Here is a 20,007-nt window from a genome sequence, read left to right as displayed (position 1 = left end):
TCAGGGCGTCGGCAGGTCGGCGTCGCTGTCGGCGGTCGACGGGGTGCCCGTCCAGTTGGCCGGCAGGCGAAGTGCACTCTCCGACGGGAATCCGGGCTCGGCGGTGTAGATGCACAACGTCGGGCGTCGTGAATGCAACCGGCACGGTGCGGTCCTACGTGGGCCGCACCGTGCCGCTGCGCGCGGAGGTCGCGTATGCGTCACGGGCGGAATCGATTTCGTCGCAGAGACGCTCGGCGTCGGTGTACAGCCCGCCGAAGATCGCCCACTGGGTGGGACGGTCGAGTTCACGGTTGGCGACGTGCGCGGTCAGTTCGTCGAACGCCGCCCGGCACCGGCGGGCCTCCTCGGCCAGGGGTTGCCCGCCGAAGTCGGCGACGGTGTGCATCGACCCCGCAGCCGCGACGGCATCCCGCACGGCCGCCAGCAGCGTGCCGTAGCGGCGGAGGAACTCGTCGTGGTGTGCGCCCGACTCTTCCCGCGCGACGGCACGGACCACCCCCGTGGCCACCCATCGCAACTCTTCGCCGATCCGCTCGAGCGCATTGACCGTCACCCGGTGACCTGCCACCGCGGTGTCGGTGTGGACCAGCAGCCGGCGCACATTGAGCTTCGTGGTGCGCACGGCGTGGTCGAGGGTGTGGCGGGCCTGCGCCGCCTTGTTCGGCAAGGCGTCGGCGCGCCACTGCCAATCCCGCGCGACCTCCTCGCTCACCTCGTCGTCGTCCACCAGCCCCTCGGCCATATCCGTCAGCAGCTCGACCATCGACCCGCTGACCGATTCCACGGCGTGCCGGACGCTGCGATACCGCAGCGGCGGCGCGACCACCAACGTCACCACGAGCGCCACCGACGCGCCCAGCAGAACCATCCCCGCGATCGACGGAAGGGGGCTGCCGCCCGAGGCGTCACCGGAGGGCAGCGCGAAGGTGCCATAGGCGAAGATCGCCGCCACCGCGACGTTGATCCCCTGAGCGCCCAGACGGCGCCACCGCCCGATCACCAGCGCGACGATCAGCATGGCAGGGAACAGCCACACCACCACACCCCACAGCCACACCGCCGCGCCCGCCAGGCCGATGCCGACGAGCATCGCGGCCGTGTAGCGAACGGCCTTCGCGATCGAGTCCGCGATCGTGATCTCGACCAGCATCAGGGCCGAGAACGCCGCGAAGGTGGCGTGCGAGGAACCGAACACCCTGGTCGCCAGGAGCCACGCGATGGTGCACGCGATGACGGCCTTCAGCAAGGCCAGTGCGGTCTCGCGATCGAGCCGCACGTGATGGAACGCGTGCCGGGCACGGGATAGCAGACTGCCCACCACGTGGTGGGCCTTCCCGCTGCCGGGAGGCGTAAACCGTCAGGGCGTGTCGGGCGCCCAGTAGTCGAGCATCTCGGCGAACGTCTCGAACGCCGGGGTGGACACGCCGTAGGTGGCCTCGAGGTGGATGCTCAGCGGGAAGCCGAGGTCGCCGACACCGTCGATGACGCGTTTGTACAAGTCGAGCATCAGTTTGCGCTTCTCCGCCGGCTCTGTGGAGGCGAGCTTCTTGACGAACTCCTGCTCGGCGGCGACGGCGGCGTTACCCGGATCCTGGATCAGCCAGTTGATCAGGCCGACCTTGCTCTCCAGCTTCGGCACGAAACCGAACGACAGCAGGATCTCGGGCCGGTGATCGGTCAGCTCGGCGAAGTCGCGCAGGAACCCGACGATCGCGTCGGAGTACAGCAACTGGGTCATGCCGTAGGTGGCGCCCTGATCGCACTTGAACCGGAACCGGCCCTGCTCACCATCGCGGGTTGGGATGAGAATCGCCCCGCGGTTGGGCACGACGTCGGAGTAGATCGACAGCGCGTCGGTCGGAGCGACCCCGGTACCCTCGCCGTCGCTCATCGTGCGCGGCACCCCGACGAACGCGATGCCGTCGAACCCGGCGCTGGACAGATCGGTCAGCCGCCGACGCAACGTCGGTTCGTCCATGAACGCGGTGACCTGGGTGCACAGCCCGTTCATCCCGGACAGTTCGGGGGTGATGATCGCCCAGAAGTCGAGCACATCCATTTTGGGCTTCATCTCGATGGGACGGTCGTCGTCCTCCTCGATCATGCCGGGGATCATCACGTGCTGGATGCGGCCGTCGAGCCCGGTTTCCGCGGAGCATCGCAGCACCTTCTGCGCATCCTCCAACGCCTGCTCGTGCCCACGCTCGACGTTCGGCGGCACCAGCTCGAGCGCGATGGTGTTCAGCGTCACCGGGCTGCTCCTCATCCGACGGTTTCTTCCCGCGCGCGGCAGGTCTTCTTTGACCACCATCCGCGCTCGCCAGGAAGCCTCACCATACAGACATCACCGTTGGGACCCGTTCCGGCTCCGCAGCTCGAGGGCTCCCAGTCGATTCCCAGCGTCTGACCAACCGTATGCCGACTGCGGTTGGTACCAACGGAGCCATGACTCCCGGACGACAATGCCTGGACACCGCGGAAGGTGTTCTCATCGCGCTTCGCCACTGCACGGTCGACGAGGCGTTCCGCGAGATGATCCGCGCGGCGCAACACCATCGGGTGCCGTTGTTCACGCTCGCCGACGCGCTGGTCACCGCCGCAAGCGGCAAAGGGGAATGTGTGAACGCGGCGGCGCGAACCGCTGTGCTCACCGAGTGGGGCGCCCTGTTGGGAACTTCGACCTCGGCCCGTTTGTGAATCTGACGACGACACGGAGCACCGATTACCGCTCGTACTGTGGAAAGGGTGAGCATCGCACCCACCGCCGTCACCTTCGCCGACCGCTACGCCAGCGACCTACCCGAGCTCGCGGTCCGCTGGCAGGCCGAGTCGGCGCCGGAACCGCGGCTGCTCGTCCTCAACGAGCCGCTGGCCGCCGAACTCGGCATCGACCCCGCCTGGTTGCGCGGACCCGAGGGGCTGCGGCTGCTGGTCGGCACGCAGGTTCCCGACGGCGCGAACCCGGTCGCGCAGGCCTATGCCGGTCACCAGTTCGGTGGGTACGTCCCGCGACTGGGCGACGGGCGCGCGCTGCTGCTCGGCGAACTCACGACGACCTCCGGAGAGCTTCGCGACCTGCATCTGAAGGGTTCCGGCGCGACGCCGTTCGCGCGCGGCGGCGACGGTTTGGCCGCCGTCGGCCCGATGCTGCGTGAATACATCGTCAGCGAGGCGATGCACGCGATGGGTATTCCGACCACCCGCTCGTTGGCCGTGGTCGCGACCGGACGCCAGGTGCAGCGCGAGACGCCGCTACCCGGTGCGGTGCTGTCGCGGGTGGCCCGCAGCCATCTGCGCGTCGGCACCTTCCAGTACGCCGCGAACACCGGCGACATCGAGCTCTTGCGGCGCCTGGCCGACCACGCGATCCAGCGGCACCATCCCGACGCAGCCGGCGCGGGCAACCCCTATGTCGCGTTGTTCGAGTCGGTGATCGCGGTGCAGGCCGCGCTGATCGCCAAATGGATGCTGGTCGGCTTTGTGCATGGCGTGATGAACACCGACAACATGACGATCTCCGGGGAGACCATCGACTACGGGCCGTGCGCGTTCATGGAGGCCTACGACCCCGAGACGGTGTTCAGCTCGATCGACTCGTGGGGCCGCTACGCCTACGGCAACCAGCCGGCGATCGCGGTGTGGAACCTGGCCCGGCTGGCCGAGGCACTGCTGCCGTTGTTCGCCGACGAACAACAGCAGGCGATTGCGATCGCCGAAGGCAGCCTCGGTGGTTTCGCGCCCAAGTTCCAGGACGCGTTGTCGGCGGGCATGTGCGCCAAGCTCGGGTTGCCCGACACCACGCCCGACGAGATCGCGGTGCCGTTGATGAACGACCTGATCGCCCAGCTGCACCAGAGCCACGTCGACTTCACGTCGTTCTTCCGCCAACTCGCGCATGCGGCCCGCGGTGACGACGAACCCGCACGCGGCCTGTTCCTCGACCTCGCCGCGTTCGACGAGTGGCTGTCGCGGTGGCATGCGTTGCGGCCCGACGCGACGGTGATGGACCGCGTCAACCCGGTCTACATTCCTCGCAACCATCTGGTCGAGGAGGCGCTGACCGCCGCGACCGGCCAGATTGGCGGCACCGCCGCCGAAGGCGACCTCGACCCGCTGTACCGGCTGCTGGACGCGGTCACCGCGCCGTATGACGAGCGCCCAGGTCTGCAGCGGTACGCCGAACCCGCACCCGATGACTTCGGGAAGTACCGAACCTTCTGTGGGACCTGAGCCAGCCGACCTAGACTGCCTTCATGATGCGACGGTCACTGATCGCGGGGCTTTTCGTGGCCGCGCTGGCGGCAGCACCCCTTTCGCCCGTCGTCGCGGCAGCCCAGCCGGGCAACTGTTGCTGCCCGCCGGGTCAGACGGGCGTCATTTACGGTTGCGCGTCCTTCTGCGTCGACGGTAAGGCCTTGGACACCAGCACCGGATTGTGCGTGCCGGTCCCCCCGCCGTATCCGCATCCGCCGGTGGCCTGAGGCGCGTCAGCCGGTCGCGGGGGTTAGGCCGACGCGGTGTCGGTTACTTCAAGATCTATGCCTGACGACCCGTTGCGCCGTGACCTGTTGCAGGAACTGCTCCACGCGTACGGCCCCTGCGGTCAGGAAGACGCCGTGCGGGAGGTGTGCCGCCGCGAGCTCGAACCGCACGTCGACGAGATGTGGGTCGACGAGGCGGGCAACCTGATCGGTTTGCTTTACGGCGACCACCGCGCGGACCAGCCGATCCGTGTGATGGCCCATATGGACGAGCTGTCGATGCTGGTCAAACGGATCGAGCCCGACGGGACCCTGCACATGACGCCGCTGGGCACGATGTATCCGGGCAACTTCGGTCTCGGGCCGGTCGCGCTGCTCGGCGACCAGCGCACCGTGTGCGGCGTGCTGACCCTCGGCTCCGAGCACACCACCAAGGAGAGTCAGCGGATCTGGGAGACCAAACCGGACCAGGGGGACCTGGCGCTCGACTGGCTCCATGTCTACGTCTTCACCGGCCACACTCCCGAGGAACTGGCCGACGCCGGTGTCAGAGCGGGCACGCGGGCGTGCGTCCACCAAAGCAAGCGCACGCTGATCGACGTCGGCCCGGACTATCTTGGGTGCTACTTCATGGACGACCGCGCGGCGGTCACCGCACTGCTCGACGTGGCGAGCCGGCTGGCTTCCGGCGACGGGCGCCCGGCACGCGACACCTACCTGGTCTTCACGACCGCCGAGGAAGTCGGTGGTGTCGGCGGCTCGTACGCCAGCCGCGCGCTGCCCGGCGACCTGACCATCGCGCTGGAGGTCGGTCCGGCCGAAGCGGAGTACGGGACCTCGTGCAGCGGCGGCCCGATCGTCGCCTACAGCGACGCCGAGACGATCTACGACAAGGCGGTCGCCGATGCGCTCATCGCCGCCGCCACCGAGCTCGGCCTTTCGGCGCAGCCTGCGGTCCTGGGTGCGTTCGAATCCGACGCTTCGCACGCCAAGGCCAGCGGGCTCACTCCGCGGGCCGGGCTGCTGTGCCTGCCCACGCTCAGCACGCACGGCTACGAAGTCATTGCCCGCCAAGCGATTCCGGATATGGCCGCGGTGCTCGTCGAACTTTTGCGTCGCGGCGTCTGAACACCGTCAGCCGTCGAGTTCGCCGGCGATACCGCGCTCGATGGCGACGCGGGCCCGCTCTGGCAGCACCATCAGGCCCTCGAGTTCGCGGCGGGCGAGTTCGTAGCCGCGTTCGCGTTCCTGCGGGGTGGCCGCGGTGTCGGTCGCGACGCGCAACATGCTCTGGGCCCGCGCTATGCGCTGCTGATCCTGCGCCGAGAAGTCGCTGCGCCGACGACGGACCGCCTCGGTCTCGGCGGCCTCGAACGCGGTGACGTAGTCGGTGACGGCGTCGACGTACTCGCGCGCCGCTTCGGCGTCGTCGACCAGATCCTCGGCCTTGTCCGGACGCAACAGGTCCGCACGCAACTTGGTCCGATGGAACCGCTCGGTCAGCGGGTCGCGCATGTCGGTCATCAACGGGTAGTCGAGCAGCTTCGCGACGTCCAGCTCGTACTCGAGCCATCGGGTGTCGGTGCGGTCGTGCGCCTTGACCGCCCGCGCGATCGCCTGCCACTGCGTTGCCGTTCCGGACGAGGGCTGCGGTGCGGGGTCGGCGAGTTGCTCGCGGCCGGCGTCCTGGCGTGCGCGCGCCGCCGTCAGCGCCCGCCACCCCCCGTACAGCACGCCGGCGAGCGGAACCAGCACGATCAGCAGCTCGAGCAGACGGATGATCAAGCCCATACCGACACCATGTAGCCAGGATGCCACCGATGCATCAACCTGACGGGGGCCGCCGCGCAGCGGAGCCCGGCTCGGGACCATTGGAGCTAGTGCCCGCCTAGCAGCGAAACATTCGTTGTCAGCGAATTATTCGCTGATAGGTGGGCACTCGCGCATACTCCACCCCGCGAGGCTCAGTCCGCGCCGGGTTCCGGTACGGACGCCATCAGCAGTGCCCGGGGCCGTACGCCCGCGCGATGTCGGGTGAGTCCAGCCAGCCCGAGTACGTCGGCCGCTGCGGCCATCCCTCGGGCGAATCCTGCCACTCCTCCTGGCGGCCCCACGGCAGAAGGTCGATGAGCGCGAACGAGTGGCTGAGCTGTTCGGTGCCGCGGCCGTTGGTGTGCCAGGTCCGGTAAACGGTGTCACCTTCTCGCAGGAACACGTTGACCGCGAAACCTTCGCCGGGTGGCGCGTCGACGTCGGCGCCGAACGAACTCTCCGACGACGAGTACCAATCCATCCGGTTGCCGACCTTGGTGCGGTAGGCCAGCACCTCGTCAATCGGGCCGTTGGTGACGATGACGAAGCGGGCGTCGTAGTTGTCGAGGAACTCCAACCGGGTGAACTGCGAGGTGAACCCGGTGCAGCCGCCACACTGCCACTCTGCGCCGTCGGTCCACATGTGGTTGTAGACGATCAGCTGGGAGCGCCCCTCGAACACGTCGGCCAGTCGGACGGGCCCGTGCTCACCGATCAGCGTGTAGTCGGGCATGCGGACCATGGGCAGGCGTCTGCGCTGGGCGGCGATCGCGTCCAGTTCTCGTGTCGCCGCCTTTTCGCGGCGGCGCAGGTCGTCGAGGGCGGCGCGCCATGTCGCCTGGTCGACGACGGGCGGTAGGGCGGCCGGTTGAGTCGGGACGGACATCGTTCCTCCTGCGGTGGTGGTGCTCTCGCAGGATATGACCGACTCAGCGGCCGAAAGTCATCGTCAGCTCTTCTTGGATCCGCCGGATTTCTTCCCGCCGCCGGAATTCTTGCCGCCCTTCTTCGACGCACCGGGCGTGTTGGCGATGGCTGCCGCGCGGGACTTGCTCATGCCCTTCTCGCGCAGACCCTCGTACTGTTTGTCGTTCTTGACGCTGGAACCGTGATCCTTCGCCATCGTGGCCTCCTCAGCTGGTGGTTGCACGTGCCCCCCGAATACCCGCGAGCGTGCGGGTTTGCACTCGAAACGCCGCGAAATTTCAGCAGTTCGCGCACCTTCACGACCCCCCGAGTGTGCGCATATCACCGCATGACGTGCGGATACTGCTTGGCCGGGTGAACGTCGAACATGTCGCGGTACGACGGTGGCTGACGATCGCCGTCGTCTTTGATGCCGTACTTGAGCGCCAATTCCGCTCCGATGAGCGTCTGGCCACTGACCTCCATCAGAGCCGGATCCCGATATAGCGCCCAGATGACATGTCCGGTGAGGTCGGGGGTTTCGGCGGTCTCGAGGATGTGCCCGAACTTCTTTGGGTTGCTCGCGATGATCCCGCGCACCCGCTCGGTCAACAGCGAACCCATCCAGATCGACACCGCGGCGATGCCGAACTCCCGGAAGTCGAACGCCATGTCGGCGGCCATCTTGTCAGTACCGGCCTTGGGCACCCCGTACGCCGGCCCGAACGCGTAGTGCACCGCGCCCGACGACGAGGTGAACGCGACGAGGCCGCTGCGCTGCGGAAGCATCAGCGGCGCGGCGTAGACGGTCGCGACATAGCTGCTGCGCAGTCCGACGTCGAGGGTGTCGATGACGTTCAGCGGCTCTTCCCAGAACTTCGTGCGCCCCATCATCTCGTCGCGGATCAGCGCCGCATTGTTGACCAGGATGTCGATGCGGCCCCGTTCGCGCCCGACCCGATCGAAGAAGGCCTTTACCTGATCATCGTCGCCGTGGTCGACACGGACGGCGATGCCCTTGCCTCCCGCGTCGGTGACCGCCTGTGCGGTCTCGTCGATCGTGCCCGACAGTCTCGATCCCTGTGCGTCACCGCCGTTCTGGGTTCGGCCCGTGACGTAGACGGTGCATCCGTGGCTGCCAAGCGCGCGTGCGATACCCGCCCCTGCACCGCGACTGGCCCCTGTCACCACCGCGATGGTCTCGGCCACCTGATCACTCTCCTCGAACGCCGACCTGACTTCGAAGCTGTACTGTACGCTCGTACAGCGGGGTGGGTCGACTCGGGCTCGGAAGGACCATGCATGACTACGTACGACTACATCGTCGCCGGGGCCGGGTCGGCCGGATGTGTTCTCGCCAACCGATTGTCGACCGATCCCCGCGTGTCGGTGCTACTGGTCGAGGCCGGTGGACCCGACCGCCATCCGTTTTTCCGGATTCCGAAAGGATCCGGAATGCTGTTCGAGAACGAGAAATACATGTGGCACTACACCACTACTCCATTCGGGCCGGACAGCCATTCCGAACAGTGGATGCGCGGCAAGGTGCTCGGTGGTTCCAGCTCGATCAACGGGATGATCTACAACCGAGGCCACCGCGCCGACTACGACCACCTCGAACGGCTCGGCAACAAGGGCTGGGGTTGGGACGACATGTTGCCGATCTTCAAAGCTCTCGAGGACAACGAGTTCGGCGCCTCCGCCACCCGCGGAGTCGGTGGCCCACTGCACATCTCGGTGCCGGATGACCCCGATCCGCTGTGCGAGGAGATGATCACGGCGAGCACCTGTGCGGGGTTAAGCAGGGTCCAGGACATCAATGAGTCCGACGCCGAGCGGGTGGGGTATGCCACCTCGACCATCCGCAACGGGCGACGGGTCAGCGCGGCAAGCGCTTTCCTCAAACCGGCTGTGCGGCGGGCGAACCTGACCGTCGCCACCAACACCGTCGCCCGCCGCATCCTGGTCGAGAACGGCAGGGCGGTCGGGTTGGAAGTCCACGGTCCGCGCGGTGTCGCCGAGGTCCGCGCCCGCCGAGAGGTCATCATCTCGCTCGGCAGCCTCAACAGCCCACGGCTGCTTCAGCTGTCAGGGGTCGGACCGCGGGAAGCCTTGAAGGCGGCGGGCGTGCCCATCGTCCTCGAGCGCGACAACGTCGGCCGCAGGATGCGCGAACATCGCTGTGCAGCAATTCGGTTCAGGCTCAAAGAAGATATCGGGTACAACAAGCTGCTCTCGAGCAACATCGGCCAGGCCATCACCGGCATGAAGTACCTGGCCAGCCGGAAGGGGCCGCTGGCAGCCCCCTCGTTCGACGTCGTGGCGTTCGCCAAGTCGCATGAGGACGCCGATCGCGTCGACGGCCAGATCATGATGGGTCCGTGGACCCTTCCGCCCTACAACACCAGCGGCGAATCGGTGAGCATCGAACGTGAGCCCGGAATCTCCTGCCTCGGCATGGTGCTACGCCCGACATCACAAGGCAGCGTGGAGATCACCTCGAACCGGCCGGACACCGCGCTGCGGATCGAGCCCAATTACCTGTCCAGCCCTGAGGACCGGGAGACAATGGTTCGCCTGCTTCGCCGGATGCGCGCCATCTTCGAGCAGTCGCCGATCGCCGAGCGCATCAGCCACGAGATGTACCCCGGACCTTCGGTGTGCAGCGACGACGAACTCATCGACGCCGCCCTGGAGGGCGGATACTGCGGCTACCACGCGATCGGGACCTGCGCGATGGGCCCCGGAGACGACGATGTGGTCGACAGCGAGTTGCGCGTCCGCGGCATCGACGATCTGCGTGTCGTCGATTGTTCGGTGCTGCCGACCATGGTGGCGGGCAACCTCAACGGGCCGATCATGGCGATGGCCTGGCGGGCCGCCGACCGGATCATCGACGGCTGACAGCCGCAGGCATAGTGTCCCATCCGCGCACGGTCGATGACCGTGAGCGGCGGGCGTTTTCGAGGTCGATGTCCCATTCGGGCCAGCGCTTGAGAACTTCCTCCAATGCGATTCGGCCCTCCAACCGGGCCAACGGTGCGCCGACGCAGAAGTGCGCCCCGCGACCGAAGGTCAAGTGCCCGCCCGGCTTGCGGTGGATGTCGAAGCGGTCGGGGTCGGCGAAGTGGCGTTCGTCGCGATTGGCCGACGCCAGCATCATCAGCAGCGCGCTGCCCGCCGGCACGGTTTGGCCCTGGAACTGCACGTCCTCGGTGGCGACGTAGCGCGCGACGTGCGGACCTGGCGGCTCGTAGCGCAGCAGTTCTTCGATGGCGCCCGACACCAGGGACAGGTCGGCGGCCAGTTCCTTGCGCTGGTCCGGGTGCTCGGCGAGGACCTTGCCCATCCAGCCGAACAGCCGCCCGGTGGTCTCGACGCCCGCGCCGGCCACGACCGCCAGGAAGACGACGATTTCCTCTTTGGTGAGCCCGCGCACGGTGCCCGTCTCGTCGGTGAACTCGACGTTGAGCAGTTCGGTGATCAGATCGTCGGACGGGTGGTTCTCGCGCCACGCAACGTAATCGGCGAACATGTCGCCGTCGAAGTAGTGGTCCTTGTCCACCGGCAGCGGCTTGCCCGGTTCGTTACGTAGTGACCCATGGGCGTGGGCCCGGACCGCGGGCTGCTCGGCGTCGGGGATACCGACCAGCATTCCGATGGTCTTCATCGGCAGTTCGGCGCCGAGGTCGACCACGAAGTCGAAACGGTCGCCATCGAGCAGCGGATCCAGACACGCGACACAGAAGGACCGGACCTTCTCCTCGACCGCCCTGATCCGCTTGGGCGTGAAGGCCCGGGACACGATCGCGCGGTGGATCGTGTGCAGCGGCGGGTCCTCGTTGATGAACACTCCCGGCGGCATCACCGGGTCCACCATGACGACCTCGAGGATGTCTCCTTTGGCCGAGCTGAGCCGTGCCGTGTCTCGCAGTGCGGCGTCCACGTCGTCGTAGCGGCTGACACCCCAGAAGCCGTGACGTTCGTTGTGGTACAGCGGAGCCTCGTCGCGCAGCCTGCGATACGTCGGGTAGGGGTCGAGATCGATTGCGACGTCCCAGGGGTCGTAGTACAGGTCGCTCACACGATTCTCCTCGAGAAGTTTGTACGATCATATAGCATCGGCTATACGGTCGTATAGGGAGGAGGGCTCAATGCCCAAGCGCATGATCGTCACCCTGCTGGTGATGAACTCGGTCGGTCACAACTTCCACGGCGGCTGGCGGCATCCACGCGCCCGCAACCGGGATTTCAAGACCTTCGACCTGTGGACGGACCTGGCGCGCAAGGCCGAAGCCGCCAAGATCGACGCATTCTTCTTCACCGACACGCTCGGCGTCCAAGGCGAATACAACGGGTCGGGCGACGTGGTGTTCGAACAAGCCATGAACGTGCCTATCGGCGACTGCACGATGCTGATCCCCGCACTCGCCCACGAAACCGAGCACATCGGGTTCCTCTACACGAGTTCGGTGATCCAGCAGCACCCGTTCGTATTCGCCCGGCAGGTCTCCACGCTCGACCATCTCAGCGGCGGTCGGGTCGGCTGGAACATCGTCACCTCGGCCAACGAACGCGCGTTCGCCAATCTCGGTGTGCCCGGCGGGATGTCACACGACGACCGGTACGAGTGGGCCAAGGAGTACGTCGACGTCGTCTACAAACTCTGGGAAGGGTCGTGGGATGTCGGCGCGGTGGTCGACGACCCGGCCAGCGGCGTGTACACCGCTCCGGCGAAGGTGCACGAGATCAATCACGTCGGACAGCGCTACCGCGTTCGCGGGTACAACCTGATGGAGCCGTCGCCACAACGGGTTCCACTGCTGGCGCAGGCAGGCGGGTCGCCGGCGGGCCTCGACTTCGCGGCCAGCCACGCCGAGTTGATGTTCCTGTCAGCGTTCACCCCCGAGACCATCGCCCAGCAGGTGGCCACCGTGCGGAGCCTGGCACGCAAACGCGGCCGCTCGGCTGACGACATCCTGTTCCTGCAGGGGCTGATGTTCGTCGTCGGATCCACCGACGAGGAGGCCAACCGCAAGTGGATGGAGCTCGAGGAGTGGCGCAGCACCGAGGCGCAGACCGCGTACTTCGCCAGCCTGAGCGGGATGGACCTGGGCCAATATGATCCCGCCACACCGCTGGTCGACCTGATCGACGAGATGCCGGGTATCCGCGGAGCGTTTCTCTCCTTGATCAACGCGTGGCCCGAGGGCGGGACACCGACGATCAACGACTTCCTGTCGACGATGTCGTTGCCGCAGATGGTGGTCGGATCACCGGAGACGATCGCGACCCGGTTGCTCGAGTTCCAGGCCGCCGGGTCGGACGGCATTCAAATCATGAACATGCTGATGCCGGAGAGCTACGACGAGTTCTTCGACCACGTCGTACCGGTACTGCAGGACAAGGGTCTGATGCAGACCGAGTACCGTCCCGGCACGCTACGCGAGAAGATCTTCGGCACCGATGACCCCCATGTCAGCCCTCGACATCCGGCGTTCGGATACCGAGGCATGTTCTGCTGAGGGCCCGCGGCACCGCGGTGCGAGAATGTCGTCAGCCAATCTGAGAGGTGACGATGGCAGCATCGCCCCGCCGCATCGGCGCGGAGACGTCGAAGACACGTGACACCCTGCTCGACGCCGTCGAGAAGATGATGCTCGAAGAGGGGTACGCCAGCGTGAGCTATCGCGCGCTGGCCGCGAAGGCCGGTGTCACCGCGAGCCTGGTGCAGTACTACTTCCCGTCGCTCGACGACATCTTCCTCGCCGCGATCCGCCGCTACTCCGAGCGCAATCTCGCGGTGTTGAGCAAGGCGCTCGCGACACGGTCTGAGGACCCGCTTCACGCGTTGTGGGAGTACAGCTGGGACGAGGCGACCGGCGCCCTGATCACCGAATTCATGGCGCTGGGCAACCACCGCAAGTCGATCGCGTCGGAGATCGCCGAGGTCACCAACCGGGTCCGCGAGATCCAGGTCGACGCGCTGGCGCAGCGCTACGGCGCTCGCACCCGGTTCGAGGGCGACCTGTCGCTGGGGGCCGCCGTACTGCTGATCACCGGAATCCCCAAATTCCTCAACCTCGAAGAGGGTGTCGGCGTCGACGCCGCGCACACCGACGTCGTGAAGGCGGTCGAGAAGTACCTCGACGCGATCGAACCGCGGCCCGCGCGCCGCAAGCCGAGGAAGGGTTCGTCCACTCGCCGCTGACCGTGCTATACATCTGCATGGGTTGTACACTCGTACAGCACAGCGAGAGCAAGGAGATGGGCGACGTGAACCGCGTAGCAGTGGTCACCGGCGGCGGTTCGGGCCTGGGGCGTTCGATAGCCGAGCATCTCGCCCGCGCCGGGCATTCGGTCGCCGTTCTGGATATCAACGGCGGTGCCGCTTCGTCGGCGGCCGACGGCCTGCAGTCGGAGGGCGCCCACGCGACCGGAATCCAGGTCGACGTGTCGGATCAGGGCGCGGTGAACGAGGCGTTCGAGAGGGCACGAAACACGTTGGGCCCGATCGGAATTCTCGTCACCAGCGCCGCGCTGGCCGGGTTCACGAGGTTCGACCAGATCACCCTCGACGAGTGGAACCGCTACCTCGCGGTCAACCTGACCGGCACCTTTCTGTGTCTGCAGGCCGCGCTGCCCGACATGGTCGCTTCGCAGTGGGGGCGGATCGTCACGATCTCGTCGGCCGCCGGCCAGAGCGGCGCCGTCCGTCAGGGGCACTACTCGGCGACCAAGGGTGGGGTCATCGCGATGACCAAGACCGTGGCCGCGGAGTACGCGTCACGGGGGATCACCGCCAACACCATCCCGCCGTTCGTCATCGACACCCCCATGCTGCGCGAACAACAGCGCGCCAAGAAGCTACCGCCGGCCGAGATGCTGGTGCGCGCGATCCCAGCCGGACGCCTCGGCACCGGCGACGACGTGGCGGCCACGTGTGCGTTCCTGTGTTCGGAGGGAGCGGGTTACGTCACCGGCCAGGTCATCGGAGTCAACGGTGGGGCGGTGCTGTGACGGCTCAGCCCGCCGGCGGCACCGGGCGCACCTTGTTGTGCACCAGTTCGATCAGCTGACCTTCCGGATCGCGTGCCATACAGGCGAATCCGCCTCCTGGGTCGGCGACGATCGTGCCGCCTGCGGAGGTGACCGCCGCCTGCGCAGCGGCGATGTCGTCGACGGCGATCGACAGGTGGGTGAGGCCCGCACCGACCATGCCGCGTTCTGGCTCATCGGGCGCGGGGTGCCCGGAGAACGTCAGCAGCTGCAGTACGAACCCGTCGTTCTGCAGGTATACGGCTTCGAATCCGATCGGCGGGGCGAGCGGAAGCAATCCGGCCGCCATCTCGTCAGGGATCGTCAACCGTTTCGCCTCGGTGAATCCCAGCGCTTCGTAGAACCGCTTCGAGTTGTCGAGGTCGCGCACCCGCAAACCGACGTGGCTGACACCCATGTCACACCCCCGCCGGGCCGGGGCCGCCGTGCATGTACAGCGTCTGGCCCGAACAGAAGCTGGAGGCGTCGGAGGCGAAGAACAGCACGCCGTGCCCGATCTCGTCGGGTTCCCCGACACGGCCCGCGCCGTTGGTCTGGCCGATCACGTCGATGTCGAAGCCCTGCCGCTGTGCGTCGGATTCCAGGCCCGGTGTGCGGATCGCCCCGCAGGCGATCGCGTTGACCCGCACGCCTTTACGGGTCCACGCCGCGGCCATCGATCCGGTCAGGTTGTTCAACCCGGCCTTGGCCGCGGCGTAGGCCACCGCCTGCGGCATCGCCAGCAGGCTGGCACCTGAGGAGATGTTGACGATGGCGCCCTTACCTTGTTTGATCATCGGCTCGACGGCGGCGCGCGACAGGTACCAGGCGCTGGACAGGTTCAGGTCGAGGACGTGCTGCCACTCGTCGTCGGTCCACTTCATGATCGACTTCGTCTCGCCGCCACCGGCGTTGTTCACCAGCACGTCGACGCGGCCGAACTCGGCCAGCGTCGTGTCGACCAGCGCGCGGCAAGCGTCGGCCTGGGTGACGTCGGTCGGTACCGCCAGCGCACGGCGGCCGAGCGACTCGATCTCGGTCACGGTGGACTTCAACGGTTCGGCCCGCCGCCCTGCGAGCACGATGTCGGCACCACGTTCGGCCAGCGTCAATGCCGATCCGCGGCCGATGCCGGTCCCGCCTCCGGTGATGACGGCGACGCGCCCCTCCATCGAAAATCTGTCGTTCACGCTGATGCCCTTTCCGTTTTGATGTGGTCTATCGGGTTGCTGGTCAACGGAGTTCGCCGGCCATAGTGGCGTAGCGATCGAGGAAGCTCAGCGTCGTCGACGGGTCGGTGCCGTCACGCCGGCCGCCGCCGAGGACGGCGCGATTGAAGCCGAGGTCCCGGTATCGCGCGAGTTTGTCGGGTTTCGGATCGCCCCAGGCCATCACCGTCAGGTCCAGCGTCGACGGGTCGCGGCCGGCGTCCTCGGCAGCACGCCGGTAGTCGGCCAGTGCCGCACCCAGGTCGTGAAACGCCGCATCGCCGGGCAACCAGCCGTCGGCCCAATCGAGACACTCGCGCGTCCCCCTCGGCCCGGTGGTAGCAGCGAGCAGCGGCGGGTGCGGTTCCTGGACCGGCTTGGGATAACTCCATACCGGCGCGAAATCGTAGAACTGTCCGTGGTGTTCGGCTTCGTCATCGACCCACAGCTTCTTCAGCGCGGCGACCATGTCAGTCAAGGCGCGGTACCGGCCTCTCCACGCGATCGGACTGCTCGCTTCCAGTTCAGTGCGCATACCGACGCCCACGCCCAGCAGCAGTCGGCCGCCACTCATATGGTCCAGGGTCGCGACTTGCTTTGCGAACGTGAATAATTCGCGCTCCAGCGGCAGAACCACCGAGGTGCCGACCCGTAACGTCGTCGTCGCCCGCGCGGCGACCGTCAGCGAGAGGAAAGGATCCCACATCTGCTTCTGCGCCTCGAGCAGGCCGGCGGGTAGCTGGCCGCGGACGGCCACCGGAATCTGCGGGTGCTCTCCGACCCACAGCGACTCGAAACCCCGCGACTCGAGCTCGACGGCAAGAAGGTCGGCTTCCAGGTCGCGCGGTGTGTTGAGCGAGACGAAACCGAGGTCCACCCTCACGCTCCTTTACGCCGTCGCCCTTGTGCCATACGATCGTACAGTGCCATACGTTCGTACAACAAGCGACGAGCTGTACTACGACCCGTACGACGTGGCCATCGACGTCGACCCGTATCCGGTCTACCGACGGCTACGCGACGAAGCGCCGGTGTATTACAACGACAAGTTCGGGTTCTGGGGTTTGAGCCGGTTCGCCGACGTGGAAGCGGCGCTGCGCGACGTCGAGAACCTCAGCTCCGCCAAGGGTGACATCCTCGAGGTCGTCAAAGCCGAACCGGTGATGCCACTGGGAGTTTTCATCAACGAGGACCCGCCGCTGCACACCGTGCACCGCCTGCTGGTGTCGCGCGCGTTCACCCCGCGCAAGATGGCGGCCATCGAGGATCAGGTGCGCGCCTTCTGCGCGACGTGTCTCGATCCTTTGCGCGACGGTGATCGCTTCGACTTCACCACCGACCTCGGCGCGGAAATGCCTATGCGCGTCATCGGAATGCTCGTCGGTATGCCGGACTCGCTGCAGCGGTCCGTCCGCAGTGTCGCCGGTCGCCGACTTCGCAACAAACCGGGCGAGCCGTTACCGGTGAGCAAGAACAACTACTTCAACGGCAACATGTTTCGCGACTATGTGGCCTGGCGCGAGAAGAACCCGTCAGATGATTTGGTCACCGAACTGCTCAACGTGGAGTTCGCCGACGTCGAGGGCACGATCCGGCGGTTGAGCACCGAGGAGCTGCTGGTCTTCCTCGGAGTGATCGCCAACGCGGGTACCGAGACGGTGGGGCGGTTGTTCGGTTGGCTGGGCAAGCTGCTCGGCGAACACCCCGACCAACGGAGAGAGTTGAGCCGTGACCCGCGCTTGATCTCCAATGCAGTCGAGGAGGTGCTGCGCTACGAGCCGCCGGTGCACCATATCGCCCGCTACGCGGCCAACGACGTTGTGTACCACGGCCAGACGATACCGGCGGGCAGTGCGCTGCTGCTGATGTCCGGTTCGGCGAACCGCGACGACCGCAAGTTCGACGACCCGGACACGTTCGACGTTCATCGGGTCGCCAACAACCACCTGTCGTTCGGTCGGGGCACGCACTTCTGCCTCGGCGCGTCGCTGGCCCGGGTCGAAGGCCGGGTGGCGCTGGAGGAGATCCTCAAGCGCTGGCCCGACTGGACGATCGACATCGACAACGCCGTGCGGGCGCCGACGGCGACGGTCCGCGGCTGGGATTCGATGCCTGCGGTGCTGGGTTGACGTCCCGATCGCCGAGTGTGGGCTCGTGTCACGGAAAACCCGCAACGGCGTGACACAATCCCACAGTCGCGGCCGAAGGGGCCGGTCAGCCCTTGGCGCCCCGCACTGGAACGTTGAGCCGGTTGTCGGGGGTGTCGAGGTCGGCGAAGTCCATCGGCCAGGGCTCTCTTCCGTGCTCGACGACCCAGCATGATCCGGTGGCATCACGCGGGGCCGTCACTGCGATGACGACCGCGTCGGCGCTGGCCTCCGGCTCCATCACCGGTACCCCGATTCCTTCGACCAGCGCGCGCCGGTCGCCGAGGGCACCCGTCTCGGTGATGCCCGGGCAGATCGTGTGTACCGCGATGCGCTCGGCAGCGAGGTTCGGAGCCACGGAACGCATCAGGCCGACCACGGCGTGCTTGCCGAGCGCATACACCGGATCGGGGTGCCACGGCATCAGGCCGGCCAGCGATGCGGTCGCCAGGATGGCACGGTCGGCGTCACCGAGGGAACGCATCGTACGCACGGCGGTGACCATGCCGAACACCACGCCGTCGAGATTGACTCCCAACGACTTTCGGTAGTCGGCGAGGTCCAGCACACCGATGTCACCCGACCACCTGATCGTGATGCCGGCGTTCAACAGCGCGAGGTCCAGCCCGCCGAGCTCCTCGACACACCGGGCGAACGCCGTCGCCACCTGATCGGGGTCGGCGACGTCGCACGCCAAGGCCAGCCCGCCGAGCGGATCGGCCACCGCATGTGCGGCGGCGCCGTCGATGTCGAGCACGCAGACCCGCATACCTTCGGTCGAAAGCCGTTGGGCGGCGGCGCGACCGATGCCCGATCCACCGCCGGTGATCAACGCGACGCGCCCGGCCAGCTGCATCAGCGCCTCACCACCGGTCGACGGGCTCGCTGTCCATCTGCAGCGGACGCGCATAGGACAGGTCGGTGCGGTCCCACTTGCCCTTGATGAAACCCTTCACCGCTCCGGAAGCCAGCACCGACGAGTCGCCCTGCATCATCCACTCGATCGTGCAGCGCCGCAGCGCGATCTTCCACGCCCCGTCACGGCGCTCGAGGCGGTCGAGATAGCGCCCGCCCATCAGCGCGACCACCTTGCCTCCCTTGGCCCGCATCGAGCCCATCACGTAGCTCTCGGCATGGGCGACGTCACCGTCGATCTCGCAGGTGTGGGTGGTGATGTTGTGCAGGTGATCCTCGAACACCGCGCTGTGGGCGTCGTTGGCGTACTCGGCGTACTCGGCGCCGACCTTGACCACCGGACCGTGTTCGTCCACGCCGTCGGAGAAGTAGACACTCGACATCAGGTCGGCGTCGTGGCGGTCGTGGCCGCGGGCCTGATTCATCACGCAGTCCAGGATCGCGATCCGGTCCTCGACGTACTGCAGCCGGCTGCGCAGCTGGTCGAGATCGTCGGCGGTGGTCATGGGTGGCCCCTTCCGAAGGCGTCTTATACGGCCGTACAGCACGTTATACGATCGTATAGCACCGTCTCAACGGGCTCGCCCTTCCCGATAAGGTCGACGGGCAGGAGCAGGACGCCCGAACGGAGGAGCATGTCGCAGCCCACCAACGATGTCTGGGAGACGCTGGCGACCGCGCGGGCAATCCGCCGGTTCACCGACGAACCCGTCGACGCCGCGACACTTGACCGCTGCCTCGAGGCCGCGACCTGGGCTCCGAACGGCGCCAACGCGCAGCTGTGGCGGTTCGTCGTGCTCGACTCCGCCGAACAGCGGGCCGTCGTCGCGCAAGCCGCACAGGCGGCGTTGCGGTCCATCGAGTCGATCTACGGTATGAGCCGGCCCGCCGACGACGACCACAGCCGGGCCGCCCGAAACAACCGCGCGACCTACGAACTTCACGACCGCGCAGGCGAACTCACCTCGGTGCTCTTCACCGCGTTCCGCAATGAGTTCTCGTCCGAGTTTCTGCAGGGCGGGTCGATCTTCCCCGCGATGCAGAACTTCTACCTGGCCGCCCGCGCGCAGGGCCTCGGGGCGTGCTTTACCAGCTGGGCGTCCTACGACGGCGAGAAGTTGATCCGCGCGGCGGTCGGCGTGCCCGACGAGTGGGCGCTGGCCGGGCACATCGTCGTGGGCTGGCCCCGCGGCAGGCACGGCCCGGTACGTCGGCGGCCCGTCTCCGAGGTCGTGTTCCGGAACCACTGGGACGCCGGCCGCAGCGACATCATCTACGGCGCCGGCGCCCGCAAGCGCTCGTAGGTTCCCCGCGAGCGGCCGTAGTAAGAGAACTATGTCGCGTGTTGTGCGTGGTAAGTGCGACGTCCCCCTGTTGTCGTTAGAGGGCTTGGTGTCCCAAGACAACGAGGAGGACGTCGTGAATCGCCCTGGAAATGTTGGAGGCTCCTGACCTTGGAAACGAGGATGCAGGTATGCCGAAGGAACAGTCTGCCGG

23 protein-coding genes are annotated in these 20,007 nt (G+C 67.0%); 10 read left to right on the top strand and 13 right to left on the bottom strand.

The genetic code is table 11. The features are described 5' to 3' along the window. Genes AU192_RS25415 through AU192_RS10770 form a run of 3 tightly spaced genes read right to left on the bottom strand, consistent with a single transcriptional unit; the run spans position 1 to position 2,254 of the window. Positions 1-138 (bottom strand): hypothetical protein, encoded by a 138-nt coding sequence (locus AU192_RS25415; RefSeq protein WP_242656934.1) that lies wholly within the window; start codon positions 136-138, stop codon positions 1-3. A gap of 16 nt (positions 139-154) precedes the next feature. Beyond that, entirely contained in the window at positions 155-1,324 is a 1,170-nt protein-coding gene (locus AU192_RS10775) for an FUSC family protein (RefSeq protein ID WP_133148025.1), read from the bottom strand. Between the two features lie 36 nt (positions 1,325-1,360). Further along, complete coding sequence (locus tag AU192_RS10770) at positions 1,361-2,254, bottom strand: mycobacterial-type methylenetetrahydrofolate reductase (protein ID WP_064395895.1); 894 nt, start codon at positions 2,252-2,254, stop codon at positions 1,361-1,363. Between the two features lie 194 nt (positions 2,255-2,448). Between AU192_RS10770 and AU192_RS10765 the strand changes: the two genes are divergently transcribed. The 4 genes from AU192_RS10765 to AU192_RS10755 are packed head-to-tail and all read left to right on the top strand — an operon-like array spanning position 2,449 to position 5,612. Then, positions 2,449-2,700: an ANTAR domain-containing protein gene (locus tag AU192_RS10765; RefSeq protein WP_064428051.1), complete on the top strand. Its 252-nt coding sequence runs from the start codon at positions 2,449-2,451 to the stop codon at positions 2,698-2,700. A gap of 48 nt (positions 2,701-2,748) precedes the next feature. Further along, positions 2,749-4,233 (top strand): protein adenylyltransferase SelO, encoded by a 1,485-nt coding sequence (locus AU192_RS10760; protein ID WP_064395891.1) that lies wholly within the window; start codon positions 2,749-2,751, stop codon positions 4,231-4,233. Between the two features lie 23 nt (positions 4,234-4,256). Continuing rightward, positions 4,257-4,484 (top strand): hypothetical protein, encoded by a 228-nt coding sequence (locus tag AU192_RS25070; RefSeq protein ID WP_064417827.1) that lies wholly within the window; start codon positions 4,257-4,259, stop codon positions 4,482-4,484. Between the two features lie 57 nt (positions 4,485-4,541). After that, complete coding sequence (locus AU192_RS10755) at positions 4,542-5,612, top strand: M42 family metallopeptidase (protein WP_064395889.1); 1,071 nt, start codon at positions 4,542-4,544, stop codon at positions 5,610-5,612. A 6-nt stretch (positions 5,613-5,618) separates the two neighbouring features. On the opposite strand, the gene AU192_RS10750 is transcribed toward AU192_RS10755, so the two are convergent. From AU192_RS10750 to AU192_RS10740, 4 genes are all read right to left on the bottom strand, one after another. Beyond that, positions 5,619-6,275, bottom strand: coding sequence for a hypothetical protein (locus tag AU192_RS10750; protein WP_064395888.1), 657 nt, complete (start codon positions 6,273-6,275; stop codon positions 5,619-5,621). Positions 6,276-6,480: 205 nt separating this feature from the next. Continuing rightward, positions 6,481-7,182, bottom strand: coding sequence for a DUF899 domain-containing protein (locus AU192_RS10745; RefSeq protein ID WP_064395885.1), 702 nt, complete (start codon positions 7,180-7,182; stop codon positions 6,481-6,483). A gap of 63 nt (positions 7,183-7,245) precedes the next feature. Beyond that, positions 7,246-7,419: a DUF7218 family protein gene (locus AU192_RS25680; RefSeq protein WP_164674041.1), complete on the bottom strand. Its 174-nt coding sequence runs from the start codon at positions 7,417-7,419 to the stop codon at positions 7,246-7,248. 125 nt (positions 7,420-7,544) lie between these two features. Next, positions 7,545-8,399, bottom strand: coding sequence for an SDR family NAD(P)-dependent oxidoreductase (locus AU192_RS10740; RefSeq protein WP_064395972.1), 855 nt, complete (start codon positions 8,397-8,399; stop codon positions 7,545-7,547). A gap of 105 nt (positions 8,400-8,504) precedes the next feature. Between AU192_RS10740 and AU192_RS10735 the strand changes: the two genes are divergently transcribed. Continuing rightward, a complete protein-coding gene (locus AU192_RS10735; protein WP_064395883.1) occupies positions 8,505-10,106 on the top strand; it encodes a GMC family oxidoreductase in 1,602 nt (533 codons plus the stop codon). Here AU192_RS10735 and AU192_RS10730 read toward each other — a convergent pair. After that, positions 10,093-11,286, bottom strand: coding sequence for a cytochrome P450 (locus AU192_RS10730; RefSeq protein ID WP_064395880.1), 1,194 nt, complete (start codon positions 11,284-11,286; stop codon positions 10,093-10,095). The genes AU192_RS10735 and AU192_RS10730 overlap by 14 nt on opposite strands. A gap of 70 nt (positions 11,287-11,356) precedes the next feature. On the opposite strand from AU192_RS10730, the gene AU192_RS10725 reads away from it, so the two are divergent. From AU192_RS10725 to AU192_RS10715, 3 genes are read left to right on the top strand one after another with little or no spacing between them, the layout of a single operon-like run. Continuing rightward, positions 11,357-12,727 (top strand): LLM class flavin-dependent oxidoreductase, encoded by a 1,371-nt coding sequence (locus tag AU192_RS10725; RefSeq protein WP_064395878.1) that lies wholly within the window; start codon positions 11,357-11,359, stop codon positions 12,725-12,727. A gap of 53 nt (positions 12,728-12,780) precedes the next feature. Beyond that, on the top strand, positions 12,781-13,413 hold the full coding sequence (locus AU192_RS10720) for a TetR/AcrR family transcriptional regulator (RefSeq protein WP_064395876.1): 633 nt from the start codon (positions 12,781-12,783) through the stop codon (positions 13,411-13,413). Between the two features lie 56 nt (positions 13,414-13,469). Further along, positions 13,470-14,222, top strand: a complete 753-nt coding sequence (locus AU192_RS10715) for an SDR family NAD(P)-dependent oxidoreductase (protein ID WP_207544929.1) — start codon at positions 13,470-13,472, stop codon at positions 14,220-14,222. Positions 14,223-14,226: 4 nt separating this feature from the next. Here AU192_RS10715 and AU192_RS10710 read toward each other — a convergent pair whose 3' ends face one another. Genes AU192_RS10710 through AU192_RS10700 form a run of 3 tightly spaced genes read right to left on the bottom strand, consistent with a single transcriptional unit; the run spans position 14,227 to position 16,325 of the window. After that, complete coding sequence (locus AU192_RS10710; RefSeq protein WP_064395874.1) at positions 14,227-14,658, bottom strand: VOC family protein; 432 nt, start codon at positions 14,656-14,658, stop codon at positions 14,227-14,229. Between the two features lies 1 nt (position 14,659). Continuing rightward, on the bottom strand, positions 14,660-15,430 hold the full coding sequence (locus AU192_RS10705) for an SDR family NAD(P)-dependent oxidoreductase (protein ID WP_064395872.1): 771 nt from the start codon (positions 15,428-15,430) through the stop codon (positions 14,660-14,662). 43 nt (positions 15,431-15,473) lie between these two features. Next, positions 15,474-16,325 carry a TIGR03619 family F420-dependent LLM class oxidoreductase gene (locus tag AU192_RS10700; RefSeq protein WP_064395870.1) on the bottom strand — a complete coding sequence of 284 codons (852 nt, stop codon included), beginning with the start codon at positions 16,323-16,325 and terminating at the stop codon, positions 15,474-15,476. A 46-nt stretch (positions 16,326-16,371) separates the two neighbouring features. On the opposite strand from AU192_RS10700, the gene AU192_RS10695 reads away from it, so the two are divergent. Continuing rightward, positions 16,372-17,577, top strand: coding sequence for a cytochrome P450 (locus AU192_RS10695; protein WP_064395868.1), 1,206 nt, complete (start codon positions 16,372-16,374; stop codon positions 17,575-17,577). An 85-nt stretch (positions 17,578-17,662) separates the two neighbouring features. Here AU192_RS10695 and AU192_RS10690 read toward each other — a convergent pair whose 3' ends face one another. Next, positions 17,663-18,451 (bottom strand): SDR family oxidoreductase, encoded by a 789-nt coding sequence (locus AU192_RS10690; protein ID WP_064395867.1) that lies wholly within the window; start codon positions 18,449-18,451, stop codon positions 17,663-17,665. Between the two features lie 7 nt (positions 18,452-18,458). Next, positions 18,459-19,016 carry a nuclear transport factor 2 family protein gene (locus AU192_RS10685; protein WP_064395865.1) on the bottom strand — a complete coding sequence of 186 codons (558 nt, stop codon included), beginning with the start codon at positions 19,014-19,016 and terminating at the stop codon, positions 18,459-18,461. A gap of 129 nt (positions 19,017-19,145) precedes the next feature. Here AU192_RS10685 and AU192_RS10680 point away from each other — a divergent pair, with 129 nt between their 5' ends. Further along, a complete protein-coding gene (locus AU192_RS10680) occupies positions 19,146-19,814 on the top strand; it encodes a nitroreductase family protein (protein ID WP_064395863.1) in 669 nt (222 codons plus the stop codon). The last annotated feature ends 193 nt before the right edge of the window (positions 19,815-20,007 follow it).

It is taken from the genome of Mycobacterium lehmannii, from assembly GCF_001499925.1.
GTDB classification, from domain to species: Bacteria; Actinomycetota; Actinomycetes; order Mycobacteriales; family Mycobacteriaceae; genus Mycobacterium; species Mycobacterium lehmannii.
The sequence above is the reverse complement of the archived record's forward strand: the minus strand, read 5'-3'. Positions and strand labels throughout refer to the sequence as shown.

Bases quoted from the DNA above. Each gene is read 5' to 3' on its own strand.
- AU192_RS25070 (WP_064417827.1), top strand. From the start codon at position 4,257: ATGATGCGACGGTCACTGATCGCGGGGCTTTTCGTGGCCGCGCTGGCG.
- AU192_RS10745 (WP_064395885.1), bottom strand. From the start codon at position 7,182: ATGTCCGTCCCGACTCAACCGGCCGCCCTACCGCCCGTCGTCGACCAG.
- AU192_RS10720 (WP_064395876.1), top strand. From the start codon at position 12,781: ATGGCAGCATCGCCCCGCCGCATCGGCGCGGAGACGTCGAAGACACGT.
- AU192_RS25680 (WP_164674041.1), bottom strand. From the start codon at position 7,419: ATGGCGAAGGATCACGGTTCCAGCGTCAAGAACGACAAACAGTACGAG.
- AU192_RS10735 (WP_064395883.1), top strand. From the start codon at position 8,505: ATGACTACGTACGACTACATCGTCGCCGGGGCCGGGTCGGCCGGATGT.
- AU192_RS10680 (WP_064395863.1), top strand. From the start codon at position 19,146: ATGTCGCAGCCCACCAACGATGTCTGGGAGACGCTGGCGACCGCGCGG.
- AU192_RS10765 (WP_064428051.1), top strand. From the start codon at position 2,449: ATGACTCCCGGACGACAATGCCTGGACACCGCGGAAGGTGTTCTCATC.
- AU192_RS10725 (WP_064395878.1), top strand. From the start codon at position 11,357: ATGCCCAAGCGCATGATCGTCACCCTGCTGGTGATGAACTCGGTCGGT.
- AU192_RS10685 (WP_064395865.1), bottom strand. From the start codon at position 19,016: ATGACCACCGCCGACGATCTCGACCAGCTGCGCAGCCGGCTGCAGTAC.
- AU192_RS10690 (WP_064395867.1), bottom strand. From the start codon at position 18,451: ATGCAGCTGGCCGGGCGCGTCGCGTTGATCACCGGCGGTGGATCGGGC.
- AU192_RS10715 (WP_207544929.1), top strand. From the start codon at position 13,470: ATGGGCGACGTGAACCGCGTAGCAGTGGTCACCGGCGGCGGTTCGGGC.
- AU192_RS10755 (WP_064395889.1), top strand. From the start codon at position 4,542: ATGCCTGACGACCCGTTGCGCCGTGACCTGTTGCAGGAACTGCTCCAC.
- AU192_RS10710 (WP_064395874.1), bottom strand. From the start codon at position 14,658: ATGGGTGTCAGCCACGTCGGTTTGCGGGTGCGCGACCTCGACAACTCG.
- AU192_RS10750 (WP_064395888.1), bottom strand. From the start codon at position 6,275: ATGGGCTTGATCATCCGTCTGCTCGAGCTGCTGATCGTGCTGGTTCCG.